Annotated in this window: 14 protein-coding genes; 8 read left to right on the top strand and 6 right to left on the bottom strand. The window is 66.4% G+C overall.

Annotated features, from left to right (window positions below; all coding sequences use genetic code 11):
- Nucleotides 1-152: 152 nt before the first annotated feature.
- Nucleotides 153-1661, top strand: coding sequence for a glycosyltransferase family 39 protein (locus ACNJYA_RS31480; RefSeq protein WP_212259086.1), 1509 nt, complete (start codon nucleotides 153-155; stop codon nucleotides 1659-1661).
- A 123-nt stretch (nucleotides 1662-1784) separates the two neighbouring features.
- Here ACNJYA_RS31480 and ACNJYA_RS31475 read toward each other — a convergent pair whose 3' ends face one another.
- A complete protein-coding gene (locus ACNJYA_RS31475; protein WP_260380305.1) occupies nucleotides 1785-2594 on the bottom strand; it encodes a uracil-DNA glycosylase in 810 nt (269 codons plus the stop codon).
- 135 nt (nucleotides 2595-2729) lie between these two features.
- Between ACNJYA_RS31475 and ACNJYA_RS31470 the strand changes: the two genes are divergently transcribed.
- From ACNJYA_RS31470 to ACNJYA_RS31460, 3 genes are all read left to right on the top strand, one after another.
- The gene (locus ACNJYA_RS31470) at nucleotides 2730-4391 is read left to right on the top strand and encodes an electron transfer flavoprotein-ubiquinone oxidoreductase (protein WP_439364327.1); all 1662 of its coding nucleotides are present in this window, start codon (nucleotides 2730-2732) and stop codon (nucleotides 4389-4391) included.
- Nucleotides 4392-4680: 289 nt separating this feature from the next.
- Nucleotides 4681-6477, top strand: coding sequence for a tetratricopeptide repeat protein (locus ACNJYA_RS31465; RefSeq protein ID WP_212259089.1), 1797 nt, complete (start codon nucleotides 4681-4683; stop codon nucleotides 6475-6477).
- A gap of 85 nt (nucleotides 6478-6562) precedes the next feature.
- Nucleotides 6563-7447 carry a 4-(cytidine 5'-diphospho)-2-C-methyl-D-erythritol kinase gene (locus ACNJYA_RS31460; RefSeq protein ID WP_439401278.1) on the top strand — a complete coding sequence of 295 codons (885 nt, stop codon included), beginning with the start codon at nucleotides 6563-6565 and terminating at the stop codon, nucleotides 7445-7447.
- 171 nt (nucleotides 7448-7618) lie between these two features.
- Here the strand turns inward: ACNJYA_RS31460 and ACNJYA_RS31455 are convergent, their stop codons facing one another.
- The 5 genes from ACNJYA_RS31455 to ACNJYA_RS31435 form a co-directional block, all read right to left on the bottom strand.
- Nucleotides 7619-8497 (bottom strand): alpha/beta fold hydrolase, encoded by an 879-nt coding sequence (locus tag ACNJYA_RS31455; protein WP_439401277.1) that lies wholly within the window; start codon nucleotides 8495-8497, stop codon nucleotides 7619-7621.
- Entirely contained in the window at nucleotides 8490-9122 is a 633-nt protein-coding gene (locus tag ACNJYA_RS31450; RefSeq protein WP_439401276.1) for a LysE family translocator, read from the bottom strand. Before ACNJYA_RS31450 ends, ACNJYA_RS31455 begins: the two co-directional genes overlap by 8 nt.
- A gap of 44 nt (nucleotides 9123-9166) precedes the next feature.
- On the bottom strand, nucleotides 9167-10429 hold the full coding sequence (fabF, locus tag ACNJYA_RS31445) for a beta-ketoacyl-ACP synthase II (RefSeq protein ID WP_439401275.1): 1263 nt from the start codon (nucleotides 10427-10429) through the stop codon (nucleotides 9167-9169).
- Between the two features lies 1 nt (nucleotide 10430).
- Nucleotides 10431-10946, bottom strand: a complete 516-nt coding sequence (locus ACNJYA_RS31440; protein WP_439401274.1) for a winged helix-turn-helix transcriptional regulator — start codon at nucleotides 10944-10946, stop codon at nucleotides 10431-10433.
- Between the two features lie 417 nt (nucleotides 10947-11363).
- Nucleotides 11364-12371, bottom strand: coding sequence for a polyprenyl synthetase family protein (locus ACNJYA_RS31435; RefSeq protein ID WP_172787508.1), 1008 nt, complete (start codon nucleotides 12369-12371; stop codon nucleotides 11364-11366).
- A gap of 133 nt (nucleotides 12372-12504) precedes the next feature.
- Between ACNJYA_RS31435 and ACNJYA_RS31430 the strand changes: the two genes are divergently transcribed.
- From ACNJYA_RS31430 to ACNJYA_RS31415, 4 genes are all read left to right on the top strand, one after another.
- Nucleotides 12505-12732, top strand: coding sequence for a putative signal transducing protein (locus ACNJYA_RS31430; protein WP_008562067.1), 228 nt, complete (start codon nucleotides 12505-12507; stop codon nucleotides 12730-12732).
- Entirely contained in the window at nucleotides 12725-13489 is a 765-nt protein-coding gene (locus tag ACNJYA_RS31425) for a tRNA1(Val) (adenine(37)-N6)-methyltransferase (protein ID WP_439401273.1), read from the top strand. The genes ACNJYA_RS31430 and ACNJYA_RS31425 overlap by 8 nt, the downstream gene beginning before the upstream one ends.
- 215 nt (nucleotides 13490-13704) lie before the next feature.
- Nucleotides 13705-14613 (top strand): S49 family peptidase, encoded by a 909-nt coding sequence (locus ACNJYA_RS31420; protein ID WP_172787506.1) that lies wholly within the window; start codon nucleotides 13705-13707, stop codon nucleotides 14611-14613.
- 104 nt (nucleotides 14614-14717) lie between these two features.
- Nucleotides 14718-14909 (top strand): hypothetical protein, encoded by a 192-nt coding sequence (locus ACNJYA_RS31415; protein ID WP_027558178.1) that lies wholly within the window; start codon nucleotides 14718-14720, stop codon nucleotides 14907-14909.
- Nucleotides 14910-15044: the final 135 nt, after the last annotated feature.

The raw sequence follows: 15044 nt of genomic DNA, 5'->3' as shown, positions 1-15044 counted from the left end.
TCCGACGGCATCCGCGCGTCATGGCCGCGCAGGCGGGACAAGCCCGGGCATGACGATCCGCGGCGGTTGCCACAACCCGTGACGCCCTTTATCAAAACAGAGGTGAGCGAATAGGGCCGGCTGGACGGGTTGGCTGCACCTTCGGACGTTGCATGCGGTTTACCTCCCTGGTCATCGAGCTCATTCGCGCCCGGCCGCGGCTGATCGTGTGGATCGCCGTGCTGCTGCAGGCCGCTATGTGGCTGTTCGTGGCGCTGGTGTTCTACCGCAGCCCGCCCGGCACCCTCGCGGCCCTCTTGGCCTTCGGCAGGGAATACCAGGTCGGCACTGATCTCGGCCCGCCGCTGCCGGTCTGGCTCGCCGACATCGCCTATCGCGCCGCCGGCGGCCACATGTTCGGTGTTTACGTACTCGCCGAACTCTGCGAGATCGCGACATTCATCGCGCTCTATCATCTCTCCCGCGCCGTGGTCGGCTCGCAGCAGGCGGTGCTCGCCGTGCTCCTGACCATGACGGTGCTGGCGTTCTCCTCCTCGGCGCTGGACTTCGGCCCGCTGATCCTGGCGCGGCCGCTCTGGGCGCTCTTGCTGCTGCACTCCTGGCAGATCATCGGCCAGCGCCGCGGCAATGCCTGGTTCGCCTGGTCGATCGAAGCCGGCCTCCTGCTGCTGACGACGCCCGCCGCGATCTTCCTGCTGCTGCTGATCGTCGTCTTCGCGGTCTCGACCGCCGGCGGTCGCCGGACGCTGCGCGGGCTCGATCCGCTGTTCGCGCTGATCGTGGTCGCCGTGCTGGCGCTGCCCTATGCGGTCTGGCTGATGCGTGCGGAGACGCTGACGCTGCCGGCCTTGCCGCAACTCGCCGAGCTCAACGTCCGCGCGCTGCATGCGGCCTGGCTGTTCGGCGGGCTGGTGATCGGGGCGGCAGCGATTCCGGCGCTGACCTTTCTCAACACCGGGGTGGTCGCCGGCAAGGGCGAGGAGCCGCCGATCATCTACCGCCCGCCGGTCGAGCCGCTCGCGCGCAACTTCGTCTATTTCTTCGCGTTCGCTCTGCCGCTCGGCGCGGTGCTGATCTCCGGCGTGCTGGGGCTCGATTCCGTGGTCGGCGGCCCCGGCGTCGTGCTGATCATGTCGGGGCTCGCCGTGGTCGTCGCGGCCGGCGATCTCATCGCGATGCGTCGCGCGCGGATGCTGCGTATGGTCTGGGCCGCCGCCGTCGCCGCGCCCGCCGCCGGCGTCGTGCTCGCCATCCTGTTCCTGCCCTGGACGGGCGCCAACGAAATTGCGACCTCGATGCCGGCGCGCGCGATCTCTGATTTCTTCGACGAGAGCTTCGCCCGCCGCACCAACCATCGCCTGCGGGCCGTCGCCGGCGAAACCCAGCTCGCCAGCCTGATCGCGCTGCATTCCGGCCGGCCGCATCTGTTCATCGACGCCGACCCCGCGCGTACGCCGTGGATGAACCCGACCAAGTTCAGCGAGACCGGCGGCGTCGTGGTCTGGCGCGCCTCCGACACCGCCGGCACCCCGCCGCCGGAGATCCTCAAGCGCTTCCCCGGCATCGTGCCGGAAGTGCCGCGCGCCTTCGAATGGCTGGTGACCGGCCGCCAGCAGCTCCTGCGCATCGGCTGGGCCATCGTGCGGCCGAAGGGGACGTGACGCCCGCGTATGCTCTCTCCGTCGTCATTGCGAGCGTAGCGAAGCAATCCAGAATCTTTCCGCAGAGGGATTCTGGATTGCTTCGTCGCTTCGCTCCTCGCAATGACGGAAGGGACCGGCCCCTCACGCCCCCGCCAGTGCCTTCGCGATCGATCGCAGGTCCTGCCAGGCCAGCCGCTTGTAGGCCGGCGAGCGCAAGAGATAGGCCGGGTGGAACGTCGGCAGCGCGCGGATCACCCGCTGGCCGGTGTCGTAGTCGAACCAGCGCCCGCGCGTCCGCATGATGCCTTCGCGCGTTCCCAGCAACGTCTGCGTCGAGGGATTGCCGAGCGTCACCAGCACGTCGGGGTTCACCAACTCGATCTGGCGCTGGATGAAGGGCAGGCAGATTTGCGTCTCCTGCGGCGTCGGCGTGCGGTTGCCGGGCGGCCGCCAGGGAATGACGTTGGCGATGTAGGCGGTGGTGCGGTTGAGGCCGATGGCTCCGATCATCAGATCGAGCAGCTTGCCGCTGCGCCCGACGAAGGGCAGTCCCTCGATGTCCTCGTCGCGGCCGGGCGCCTCGCCGACGAACATGATGCGCGCCTGCGGGTTGCCGTCGGCGAACACCAGCCGCGTCGCCGTGTGCTTCAACGCGCAGCCCTCGAAACTCTGCATCAGCTCGCGCAGCGCCTCCAGGGTCGGCGCGGTGCGGGCGGCCTCGCGTGCCGAGGCGATGGCGACCTCCGGTGCAGGCGCAGCTTCCCCGCGCATGACCGCGGGCGCAGCGACCGGGCGCGGCGCCTCGGCTTGCGGGGCCGCGCGCGGACTGGGTGGCGGCGTATCGATTTCCGCCAGGCGGTCTATCGGCTCCTCCGCAAGCGCGCAGTCGACACCGGCCTCCAGATAGAAGGCGAGCAGCTCTCGGACGGTGGGGGCGGGTTCGGGGATCATGGGAAAGTCTGACTTTTATATCACCTTGAGCGGCCTTGCATCCCGGCGGAACGCGATTCCGAGGTTGTCCTACCCGGAAAAATCGGAAACAAGGGGGCGCAAACGACCGAGGACCGTCTCAAGGGCTGAGATCAGATGAGCACCGAAGAACTTCCCCCGCGCGAATCCATGGAATTCGACGTCGTCATCGTCGGCGCCGGCCCGTCGGGTCTGGCGGCCGCGATCCGGCTGAAGCAGCTCAATGCTGATGTCAATGTGGTCGTGGTGGAGAAGGGCTCCGAGGTTGGTGCGCACATCCTCTCGGGCGCCGTCATTGATCCCGCGGGCCTCGACAAGCTGATCCCGGACTGGCGCGAGGATGCCGACTGCCCGCTGAAGACGCAGGTCAAGGACGATCGCTTCTACTGGATGACCGGCGGCGGCGCGATCAAGCTGCCGAATTTCATGATGCCGCCGCTGATGGACAATCATCACTGCTACATCGGCTCGCTCGGCAATGTCTGCCGCTGGCTGGCGCGCAAGGCCGAAGCGCTCGGCGTCGAGATCTATCCGGGCTTTGCGGCGGCCGAGGTGCTCTATGACGAGGAGGGCAAGGTCAAGGGCATCGCCACCGGCGACATGGGCATCGGCCGCGATGGCAAGCCGAAGGATTCCTACACCCGCGGCATGGAATTGCTCGGCAAGTACACGCTGTTCGCCGAAGGCGCCCGAGGCAGCCTGACCAAGCAGCTCATCAACAAATTCGCCCTCGACGCCAAGAGCGAGCCGCCGAAGTTCGGCATCGGACTCAAGGAGGTCTGGCAGATCGATCCCGCCAAGCACCAGAAGGGCTTGATCCAGCATTCATTCGGCTGGCCGCTTGACCTCAAGACCGGTGGCGGCTCCTTCCTTTATCACTACGACGACAATCTCGTCGCGGTCGGCTTCGTCGTGCATCTAAACTACGACGATCCCTATCTATCCCCGTTCGACGAATTCCAACGCTTCAAGACCCATCCCACGATCCGCGCCACCTTCGAAGGCGGCAAGCGCCTGGCTTACGGCGCGCGCGCGATCACCGAGGGCGGCTATCAGTCGGTGCCGAAGCTGAGCTTCCCCGGCGGCGCGCTGATCGGCTGCGCGGCCGGGTTCGTCAACGTGCCGCGCATCAAGGGCGTGCACAATGCGATGGGCACCGGCATGCTCGCTGCCGAACATGTTGCGGCCGCGCTCGCCGCCGACCGCGCCAATGACGAGCTCGTCGAATACGAGAACGCCTGGCGCTCCTCATCGGTCGGCAAGGACCTGTTCGTGGTCCGCAACGTCAAGCCATTGTGGTCGAAATTCGGCACCGTGCTCGGCGTCGCGCTGGGCGGCTTCGACATGTGGTGCAATACGCTGTTCGGCGCCTCGCTGTTTGGCACGCAGTCGCACGTCAAGCCCGACCGCGCCACGCTCGATCCGGCCAAGAGCTACGCGCCCAGGACCTACCCGAAGCCCGACGGCAAGATCACGTTCGACAAGCTGTCCTCGGTGTTCCTGTCCAACACCAATCACGAGGAGGATCAGCCGATCCATCTGAAGGTCACCGACATGAACCTTCAGAAGACCTCCGAGCACGACGTCTACGCCGGTCCCTCGAATCGCTATTGCCCGGCTGGCGTCTATGAATGGATCGAGGAGGGCTCCGGTCCGCGCTTCCAGATCAACGCCCAGAATTGCGTCCATTGCAAAACCTGCGATGTGAAGGACCCCAACGGCAACATCACCTGGGTTCCCCCGGAAGGTGGTGGCGGCCCGAACTACGAGGCGATGTGAGGGCGCATCGCAAGGGTGACCTGGCGCACGTTACCGTGAGGACGAGGCTGCGGCGAGCCGCCGCGGCCACGATAAGGCCATAGTGGCGGCGTCTTGGGGCTGCTCCTGATCGAACTTGGCCGATTTGGGGGCGTGCGGAGGGGAGCGGCCGGTCCGAATCCTTGCGGCGAAGCGCCAAAAGCGGCATTGTCGGCCTGACGGTTCCGGGCCCGGATGTCACCGGCTGCGTTCGCTTGCGATACAGCCGTCTGCTGCAAACCCAGGCACCACCAACTTAAGGCGAGCCCTGATGTTTTCAAATCGTTTCAACCGCTGGACTGCTGCCGCCATCGCCCTCATGGGCACTGCGATCGCGACGGTCCCCGGCGCGGTCCTGGCGCAGACGCCGGATCATCCGGAGAACACGGCGGCGCAATTCCCGACGCGAAACGATCTGAAGTCGCTCACTGGCGCCGGCAGCTATCTCGCCGCCCGCCACGCCAGCGTCGAGCGCGACGCGGCATCGGCCGCAGCATTCTACCGTTCGGCGCTCCGCACCGATCCCAAGAACAACGAGCTGCTCGATCGTGCCTTCATCTCGTCGGTCGCCGACGGCGACATCGACGAGGCGGTCAAGCTCGCCGAGCGCATCCTCACCATCGACAAGACCAACCGCGTCGCGCGCCTCGTCGTCGGCGTGCATGATCTCAAGGTGAAGAAGTACGCGGCCGCGCAGACCAACATCAACCAGTCGATCCGCGGTCCCATCACCGATCTCGTCGCCACGCTGCTGTCGGGCTGGGCCGCCTATGGTGCGGGCGATGCCAAGGGCGGTGTCGCCACCATCGACAAGCTGGCAGGTCCGGAATGGTACCCGCTGTTCAAGGACCTTCACACCGGCATGATCCTGGAGCTCTCCGGCAAGGAGAAGGACGCCGGCACCCGCTTCGAGCGCGCCTACAAGCTCGACGATTCCATGCTGCGCGTCACCGAGGCCTATGCGCGCTGGCTGTCGCGCAACAAGGATTCCGCCGCGGCCACCAATGTCTATCAGGCTTTCGACAAGAAGCTCGCACGCCATCCGCTGATCCAGGAAGGCCTGCGCGACACCAAGGCCGGCAAGAAGATGCCGCCGCTGGTCGATTCCGCGCAGGCTGGCGCTGCCGAAGCCCTCTACGGCATCGGCGCGACGCTGACCCGCCGCGGCGGCGAGGATCTGGCGCTGGTCTATCTCCAGCTCTCGCTCTACCTGCAGCCGAGCCATCCGCTGGCGCTGCTCTCGCTCGCCGATCTCTATGAATCGGTGAAGCGGCCGCAGATGGCCATCAAGGTCTATGAGCGCGTGCCCGCGAACTCGCCGCTCAAGCGCAACGCGCAGATCCAGCTCGCCATCGATCTCGATTCCGCCGACCGCACCGACGACGCGATCAAGATCCTCAAGGGCGTCACGACGGAGGATGCCAAGGACCTCGAAGCCATCATGGCGCTCGGCAACATCGAGCGCGGCCGCAAGCGCTTTGGCGAGTGCGGCGCGACCTATTCGAAAGGCATCGACGTGCTGCCGGCCGGCAACGACAAGGCCAACAGCGTCTGGTACTATTATCGCGGCATCTGCGAGGAGCGCTCCAAGCAATGGGCCAAGGCCGAGGCCGACATGAAGAAGGCGCTGGAGCTGCAGCCCGACCAGCCGCACGTCCTCAACTATCTCGGTTATTCCTGGATCGACCAGGGCGTGAATCTCGACGAAGGCATGAAGATGATCAAGCGTGCCGTCGAGCAACGTCCCGACGACGGCTACATCGTCGACTCCCTCGGCTGGGCCTATTACCGCATCGGCAATTACGAGGAGGCGGTGAAGAACCTCGAGCGCGCGATCGATCTCAAGCCCGAGGATCCCACCATCAACGACCATCTCGGCGATGCCTATTGGCGCGTCGGCCGCACGCTGGAGGCCAAATTCCAGTGGTCGCATGCGCGCGATCTCAAGCCCGAGCCGGAAGAGCTGCCGAAGATCGAGGCCAAGATCGCTGGTGGCCTTCCCGACGACAATTCGAACTCTTCTGCGGCGCAGGCCGAGAAGAAGAAGGACGACGGCAAGGGCGGTTAAGCTACGCGCATGATCCGGAAAAGTGTGTAGCGGTTTTCCGATAAGATCATGCGCAGACAAGTGAGTCTTTGGGGGCTGATCGCCAATGTCGGCGTTGATTGAAGAGGGGCGGGCGAAGGTCAATTTGAGCCTTCGCGTCGTCGGCCGTCGTGCCGATGGCTATCATGATCTCGAAAGCGTGGTCGCGTTCGCCGACTGCGCCGACCGGCTGATGCTGGAGCCGGGCGACGAGCTGGAGCTGACCACGACGGGGCCGCTGGCTGCCGCCTGCGGCGATACCGCCGACAATTTGGTGCTCAAGGCGGCCAAGCTGCTGGCCGAAGCCGTCCCTGGGCTGAAGCTGGGCGCCTTCGCGCTCGACAAGGTGCTCCCGGTTGCGGCCGGCATCGGCGGCGGCTCGGCGGATGCCGCGGCGGCGCTGCGGCTCCTGGCGCGTCTCAACGATCTGTCGCTCGACGATCCCCGCATTCAGAAGGTCGCGCTCGCGACCGGCGCCGACGTGCCGGTGTGCCTGCTCTCGCGCGCCTGCGACATGACCGGCGTCGGCGAGCAGCTGCTGCCGCTCGCGCTGCCGAGCATGCCCTGCGTCATGGTCAATCCGCGCGTGCCGGTTGCCACCAAGGACGTGTTCCAGGCGCTGGGCCTGCGCAACGGCGAACTCCGCGTTGGCGTCACCGACGTCATCCGCGCGCCGGCCTGGCCGGAGGAGGGCGGCTCGATTTCCGATTGGGTCGAGGTTCTCGACACCGTCGGCAACGACCTCGAGGCGCCTGCGCTGCGGATCGAGCCCGTGATCGGCGACGTGCTGGAAGCCTTGCGCTCCTCCGCCAGCGTCAAGCTCGCCCGCATGTCCGGCTCCGGGGCGACGTGCTTTGCGATCTACGGCGCGCCTGCCGAGGCGCATGCCGCCGCTGAAAAGATCCGCCGCGATCACCCCGGCTGGTGGGTGCATGCGGGCACGTTGAGCTAGCTCTATCCGTCATTGCGAGCGCAGCGAAGCAATCCAGAATCCCTCCGCGGTGGCAGCCTGAATTGCTTCGCTACGCTCGCAATGACGTGGATGTAGCTGCGTGATGCGTGCACACTGCCGTAGGGTGGGCAAAGCGCAGCGTGCCCACCAATCCATTCGCGCAACAGCGAGCTAGTCGCCGCTCTCCTCAGCCAATCCCAGAAACCGCCGGATCTCACCCAACACCTCTTGCGGCTTGTCGTGCTGCAGCCAGTGTCCCGCGCCGGCGATGGTCTCGATCCGCGCGTTCTGGAAATAGCGCTCCATGCCCGCCGCTCTGGCACCAGACAGAAAGCTTTCGCCGGCATTGAGCAGCAACGTCGGGCAGGCGATACGCGACCACAGCTCGATGTGATCGTCGGGCCAGAGCCGGTGCGGCGCAGAGGCGCGCTGGTAGGGATCGAACTTCCAGCTATAGCTGCCGTCCTCGTTCCGCTGCGCGCCATGCGTGGCGAGATGCAGCGCGAGGTCGCGGGCGAGGCGCCTGTTATGCAGCATCATCTGCGCGGCGGCGTCTTCGAGCGTCGCATAGCGGCGCGGGGTGCGGTCGTGCAGCCTGTCGAGCTGGGCGACCCATTTTCCGATGCGCTCATGCGCCGGCGGCTTTGCTGTATCCGGCAGCATGGTCACGCCGTCGAGGACGACGAGCTTGGTGACCCGTTCGGGGAATGCGCCCGAAAAGATCAGGCTCACCATGCCGCCCATCGAATGGCCGATCAGAGTGACCTGAGGCGCTGCGATGCTGCGAACCAGCTGCGCGAGATCGTAGACATATTCTGTCAGCGCGTAGCTGCCGCCTTTCGTCCAGTCGGAATCGCCATGACCACGCAGATCGGGCGCGACGACGCGAAAATGCGGTTGCAGCGAGCGCGCGATGTGATCCCAGCTGCGGCAATGATCGCGACCGCCGTGGACCAGGATGGCGACGGGTGCGCCCTCGCTGCCCCAGTCGGCGTAATGCAGCCGCAGGCCGTGCGATTCATAGAAGCTGTCTTGCGGGGCGCTAGCCATTTGCCGGCCGCCGCGCCAGGGCGAGCGAGAGGCCGAGGCTCGCGATGAAAACGCCGGAGCCTTGCGTGAGGCGCCGCATCAGAAGCGGCCGCCCGATCAGCTGCGCGCGCGTCGCCGAGGCCATCAGCACCACCACGACATCGGCGAGCGTGTTCAGCGCCACCGAGATCGCGCCCAGCAGGATGAATTGCAGCGTCGGGTTCGATCCAGCGGGATCGAGAAACTGCGGAATGAAGGCGAGGAAGAACGCGGCAGTCTTCGGATTGAGCGCCTCGACCAGCACGCCGTCGCGGAACGCGCGCTTGTCGCCGATCGGCTCGCTCCCAAGCGACAGGTTGCTGCCGGCGCTGCGAAACGTCTTGATGCCGAGCCAGACCAGATAGAGCGCGCCGACGAATTTCACGGCGGCAAACAGCTCTGCGCTGGCCAGGATGATGGCGGAGATGCCGAGGCTGCCCGCGACCACATGAACCAATCCGCCCAGCGCCGTGCCCGCGGTCGAGGCAAAGCCGCTGGCACGCCCCTCCGACAAGGTTCGTGCCGCGACGTAAAAAATACCGGGGCCTGGAATTGCGGCAATGAGGAGAGCTGCGGCCAGGAACAGCCCAAAATTCGTTTCGATCATCCCGTTTTCGTAGCGGAGCGGGCGGCGATTGCAAGGCCTCTCGCTCAGCCGATCCGGCGGAAGATCACGCTGGCATTCACCCCGCCGAAGCCGAAGCCGTTGGAGATGGCATGCCGCATCGGCATCGGCCGCGCGCTACCTGCGACGATGTCGATGCCTTCAGCGCCCGCATCGGGGTTTTCGAGATTGAGCGTGGGCGGCGCGATCTGGTCGCGCAAGGCAAGCACGGTGAAGATCGCTTCCAGTCCGCCGGCGGCGCCGAGCAGGTGACCCGTTGCCGACTTGGTCGCGCTCACGGCAATGCCGCGGTTGCGGCCGAACAGCGCGCCGATCGCGCCAAGCTCGCTCTCGTCGCCGGCCGGTGTCGAGGTCGCATGCGCGTTGAGGTGCTGCACATCGGCAGGCGCAAGCTTGGCCTGCCGGAGCGCGATCTCCATGGCGCGGCGCGCACCGTCGCCATCCGGCGGCCCCGACGTCATGTGATAGGCGTCCGCGGTCGTGCCGTAGCCGACGATCTCTGCGATCGGGGCGGCGCCGCGGGCTTGCGCATGCTCCAGCGCCTCGATCACCAGGATGCCGGCGCCTTCGCCCATGACGAAACCGTCGCGGTTGCGATCGAACGGACGCGAGGCGCGCGCGGGCTCGTCGTTGAAGCCGCTCGACAGTGCACGCGCCGCCGCAAAGCCGCCGAGGCTGACGATGTCGATGCAGGCCTCCGCGCCGCCGCAGATCGCAACGTCTGCTTCGCCTGATCGGATCATGCGCGCGGCATCGCCGATCGCCTGCACGCCGGCGGCGCAGGCGGTGACGGGCGTGCCCAGCGCGCCCTTGTAGCCGTATTTGATCGAGACGTGGCCGGCGGCGAGATTGGCGAGGAACGAGGGGATCGTGAACGGCGATAGCCGGCGCGCGCCGCGCTGCTCGGTGATGCGCACCGCCTCCGCCATGGCCGGAAAGCCGCCGACGCCGGAGGCGATGATCGTCGCGGTGCGCTCGAGCGCGCTCGCGTCCTGCGGTGTCCATTTGGACTGCGCGACGGCTTCCGCGGTGGCGAGCAGAGCGAACAGGATGAAGCGGTCCATCTTGCGCTGATCCTTGGGCGCGGCAGCGTGCGCCGGATCAAAACCGCCTTCGGCATCATCGGCCTTGTCGGGCACGAGACCTGCGATGCGCGCCGGCAGCGCCTCCGCCCATTCCTGCAACGGGCGCAGCCCGCTTTGCCCCGCGAGCAGCCGCCGCCACGTCAGTTCGACGCCGCAGCCAAGCGGCGCCACCGCGCCCATTCCCGTCACGACGATACGACGCATGTCAGTCTCCAGCCGGCGCGACGGCCGGGTTCATGGCTTTGAGCGAAGCGAGCCGCGCGCGCATGCCGCGACTGGCGCGGGGACCCGCGACGACGACCGCATTGGCGAGCGTGATCGGGCGCTTGTCGACGGCATCGACCACGACCGGCTCGAACGGGCGGACGTCGCCCCGGTTCGCCAGCAGGATGGATGCGCCCTTCGGCGCGAGATGCTTGTTGCCCCAGGCCAGCAGCGTAGCGATCACGGGGAAGAAATCCCGCGCCTTGTCGGTCAGCACATATTCGTAGCGCGGCGGGCGCTCCTGATAGCGGCGACGCACGAACATGCCGCTTTCGGTCAGATGCGCAAGCCGCCGCGACAGGATGTTCGGCGCAATGCCGAGGCTTTGCGAGAACTCGTCGAACTTCGTCGCACCCTGAAACGCATCGCGCAGAATCAGGATGCTCCACCATTCGCCGACCGTCTCCACCGCGCGGCCGACCGGGCATTCCAGCATGGAAGGGGATTTGGGCTGCATGGCGGGGAAGGTAGGGCAGTCACTTGCAAAATGCAAGTAACTGGTGGGCGACGCATGTGGAGCGAATGAGAATAAAGCGCAGTTGCTGAACAGACGCTCTCGTGCCCCGGACGCAGCGCAGCGCCCCTTGGCGGTGCGCTGCAGAGCCGGGGCCCATCGTGCTCATCGCTGGACGTCGCATGGGTCCCGGCTCTGCGCAGCAGCGTTTCACGCTGCAGCGCGTCCGGGACATGAGAGCGAGCGGTGCCGACAGACCTCGTCATTGCGAGCGCAGCGAAGCAATCCAGGTCGTCTCCGCGGCGGGATTCTGGATTGCTTCGCTGCGCTCGCAATGACGCTGTGGAAGCAGCGCGCACTCATCCGTCACCGTCACCCTGAGGTGCTGGAGCGTAGCTAAGGCCACGAAGGGCGTCAGGCCTAATGAGACCGTGCCAAGCAAAACGCCACGACCTGCTCCAGCGCGCTCTTCATCGGCGAGGGCGGGAACAGCGCCAGCGCATCCACGGCCATCGCGCCGTAGTGCTGGGCGCGGCTTAGCGTATCCTCGAGCGCGCGGTGCTTGTTCATCAGGCCGAGGGCGTGATCGAGATCGGAATCGCCGATCTCGCCGCGCTCCAGCGCCCGGATCCAGAAGGCGCGCTCGGTGTCGTTGCCGCGGCGGAAGGCAAGCACGACGGGCAGCGTGATCTTGCCTTCGCGGAAATCGTCGCCGGTGTTCTTGCCGAGCTTGGCGCTCTTGCCGCCGTAGTCGAGCACGTCATCGACGAGCTGGAAGGCGATGCCGAGATTCATGCCGACCGAGCGGCACGCGGTCTGCTCCGCCTTCGGGCGGTTGGCGATGACCGGGCCGACCTCGCAGGCGGCCGCGAACAATTCGGCCGTCTTGCCGCGGATCACGGCGAGATATTCGTCCTCGGTGGTCGCGGTGTTCTTGGCAGCCGCGAGCTGCATCACCTCGCCCTCGGCGATGGTGGCGGCGGCCGCGGAGAGGATGTCGAGCGCGCGCAGCGAGCCGACCTCGACCATCATGCGGAAGGCCTGGCCCAGCAGGAAGTCGCCGACCAGCACGCTCGCCTCATTGCCCCAAAGCATGCGCGCCGACAGCTTGCCGCGGCGCATCTCGCTCTCGTCGACGACGTCGTCGTGCAGGAGCGTCGCGGTATGCATGAACTCGACGGAGGCAGCTAACTTGATATGGCCGTCGCCGTTGTAGCCGGCGAGGTTGGCCATGGCGAGCGTCAGCATCGGCCGCAGGCGTTTTCCCCCGGAGGAGATCAGGTGGTTGGCCACTTCCGGGATCATGGTCACGTCCGACCCGGTCCGCGACAGGATCGTGGCATTGACGCGCTCCATATCGGGGGCAACAAGGGCAACCAGCTCTTCGATCGACGCGCCGGGAGTTTCGAAAGGTACGATGACGGCCACGCCGGTCTCCAATATTTGCCCCGGAAGGGCTATTCTGATGGAAATACAATAGAAACTGGCGGCGAATGCGGCAAGGCCCGCGGAACCATTGACATTTGCCGCGTTAGCCACTTTCAGGCAGGAGATCTGCGTTTTGCGTGAACTGGTTCGGACCAACGATATGGTGCTGGTGTCGGCGATCGGCGCGCTGCTCGACGGCGCCAACATCCACCATCTGGTGCTCGACCAGAACATGAGCATCATCGAAGGCTCCCTCGGCATATTGCCGCGGCGGATCCTGGTTCATGAGGACGACGCCGAGGAGGCCAGGGCGCTCCTCACCGAGGCCGGCCTCAGCCACGAATTGCGCGGCGATGATTGAGGCCGCGGATATTACCGAGGACGCCTTTCTCGGCGGGCAGTTGCGCTTGATGCAGAAGCGGTCCGGCCATCGCGCCGGGCACGACGCCGTCCTGCTCGCAGCGGCGATCGACGCTAAGGCGGGGGACCGCGTGGTCGACTTCGGCGCTGGCATCGGCACGGCGGGGCTCGCGCTTGCGCGGCGCGTCGCGGGGATCAGGCTCAGCCTGGTCGAGATCGATCCGGAACTGGCGGAGCTCGCGCGGGCCAACGCCGCGGCGAACGCGATCGCCGCCGAGGTCATCGTGCTCGACGTCACCGCCGATGCGCAGGCGTTTGCAGCGAACGGACTTCTGCCCGACAGCGCCGACGCCGTGCTGATGAACCCGCCCTTCAACGATCCCGCACGCCATCGCGGCTCACCGGATCAGGCGCGCCATGCTGCGCATGTGGCGACGGAGGAGACGCTGCATGCGTGGGTGCATGCAGCCCGGCGTATTCTCCGATCGAGCGGCGTGCTGACTCTGATCTGGCGCGCGGACGGACTCGGCGACGTCATGGCAGCGCTGTCACGCGGCTTCGGTAGCCTCGCGATCCTGCCGGTTCATGGCGAAGCGGGAAAGCCCGCGATCCGCGTGCTGGTGCGCGCCGTCAAAGGCGGCCGGGCACCGACGCGATTGCTGCCCGGGCTCATGCTTAACGAGGAGTCAAACGTGCCTAAAAAAGAGGTGCGGGATATTCTGGAGGGGAGGGCGGCGTTGCCGCTGGCGGAGCCGTGACGGCTTACTGCGGCAGCGATTCCGTCTGCTGCTCTTGCGGGGACGTAAAGCGAATCGCCGTGAAAAGCGCACCGATCAGCAGCAACAGCAGATAGATCTTCATGGCGTTTCCTCCGCTGCCTATTGCAGCTTCCCAACGGGGATTCTGCAAAACACGTTCCAGGCACTTTCAATGACACTCGCGTGATAAGAAATGGTTAATCAGAGGTAAGGCCATGGACGAACAATTGAACGATCGTGAGAGTTCCGGCCTGGCCGACAAGCTCATGCAATATCTGCCGGCGCGCTTTCGTCCCGGCACGGCGGTCGTGCCGGTGGTGCGGCTGTCGGGTGTAATCGGTGCGGTGACGCCGCTGCGTCCGGGCCTGACGCTTGCCGGCGTCGCGCGGGTGCTCGAGCGCGCGTTTTCCTACCGGCACGCCAAGGCGGTGGCGCTGGTGATCAACTCGCCCGGCGGCTCGCCGGTGCAGTCGCGCCAGATCTTCTTGCGCATCAAGCAGCTTGCCGCGGAGAAGAAGCTGCCGGTGCTCGTGTTCGTCGAGGACGTCGCGGCCTCCGGCGGCTACATGATCGCCTGCGCCGGCGACGAGATCATCTGCGATCCCTCGTCGATCCTCGGCTCGATCGGCGTGGTCGGCGGCAGTTTCGGTTTCCAGGAGGCGATCAGGCGGCTCGGCATCGAGCGGCGCCTCTACACGTCAGGCGAGCACAAGGCGATGCTCGACCCGTTCCTTCCGGAAAACCCCGATGACGTCATGCGACTGAAGGCGATCCAGCGCGAGATCCACCAGATCTTCATCTCGCTGGTCAAGGAGAGCCGCGGCGCCCGGCTGAAGGGAGCCGACGACACGCTGTTCACGGGCGAATACTGGGCGGGCGAAAGCGCGATCGCGCTAGGGCTCGCCGACAGCATCGGCGATCTCCGCTCAACTCTTCGTGCCCGCTATGGCGAGAAGGTTCTCACCCCCGTGATCGCGCAGCCGACCGGGCTGCTCTCCGGCTTTTTGGGCCGGAAATCGCCCGGCGCGGGGCAGCTTTCGGCCCTGGAATCAATGGCCGGCCTGCCGGACGAGCTGATCTCGGCGGTCGAAACGCGGGCGATTTGGGCGAAATTCGGGTTCTAGGGCTCGCGCTCCCGCGCCATTTCGCCCGGACGGCACCAATTGCGGCGCAGGTCCATCTGCGCAACAATGCAAGTGGGGGCTGAGCATGAGACGAGGATCGATCGATGCCGCCGTTCGTCGCTTTCGCGGGCGTCCTGGGCGGGCTTGCCGTGGTCCGCTGGGCCTACAAGACCGCTGTCCGGATCAACCAGGAACTGGAGGAGATGCGCCTGTCGCGCGTCGCTGAGGCCGCCCACATGGGGGATATCCAGACGCTGAAGCGTGACCCCGTGACCGGAGCTTACCGGCCGGGTTAGGCCTTTCTCCCCACGCACAGGTGCGCTCCCTCTCCCGCTTGCGGGGGAGGGCTGGGGAGGGGCTCTCTCCACAGGCGAGAACCCCCCAGAGGGCAGAACCCTCTCCCCGCGCTTCGCGCCGACCTCTCCCGCAAG

Source organism: Bradyrhizobium sp. BLXBL-01 (genome assembly GCF_051853025.1).
In the GTDB taxonomy this organism is placed as follows: Bacteria; Pseudomonadota; Alphaproteobacteria; order Rhizobiales; family Xanthobacteraceae; genus Bradyrhizobium.
Note: the sequence above shows the minus strand (reverse complement) of the source record. Positions and strands in the feature narration are given on the sequence as shown.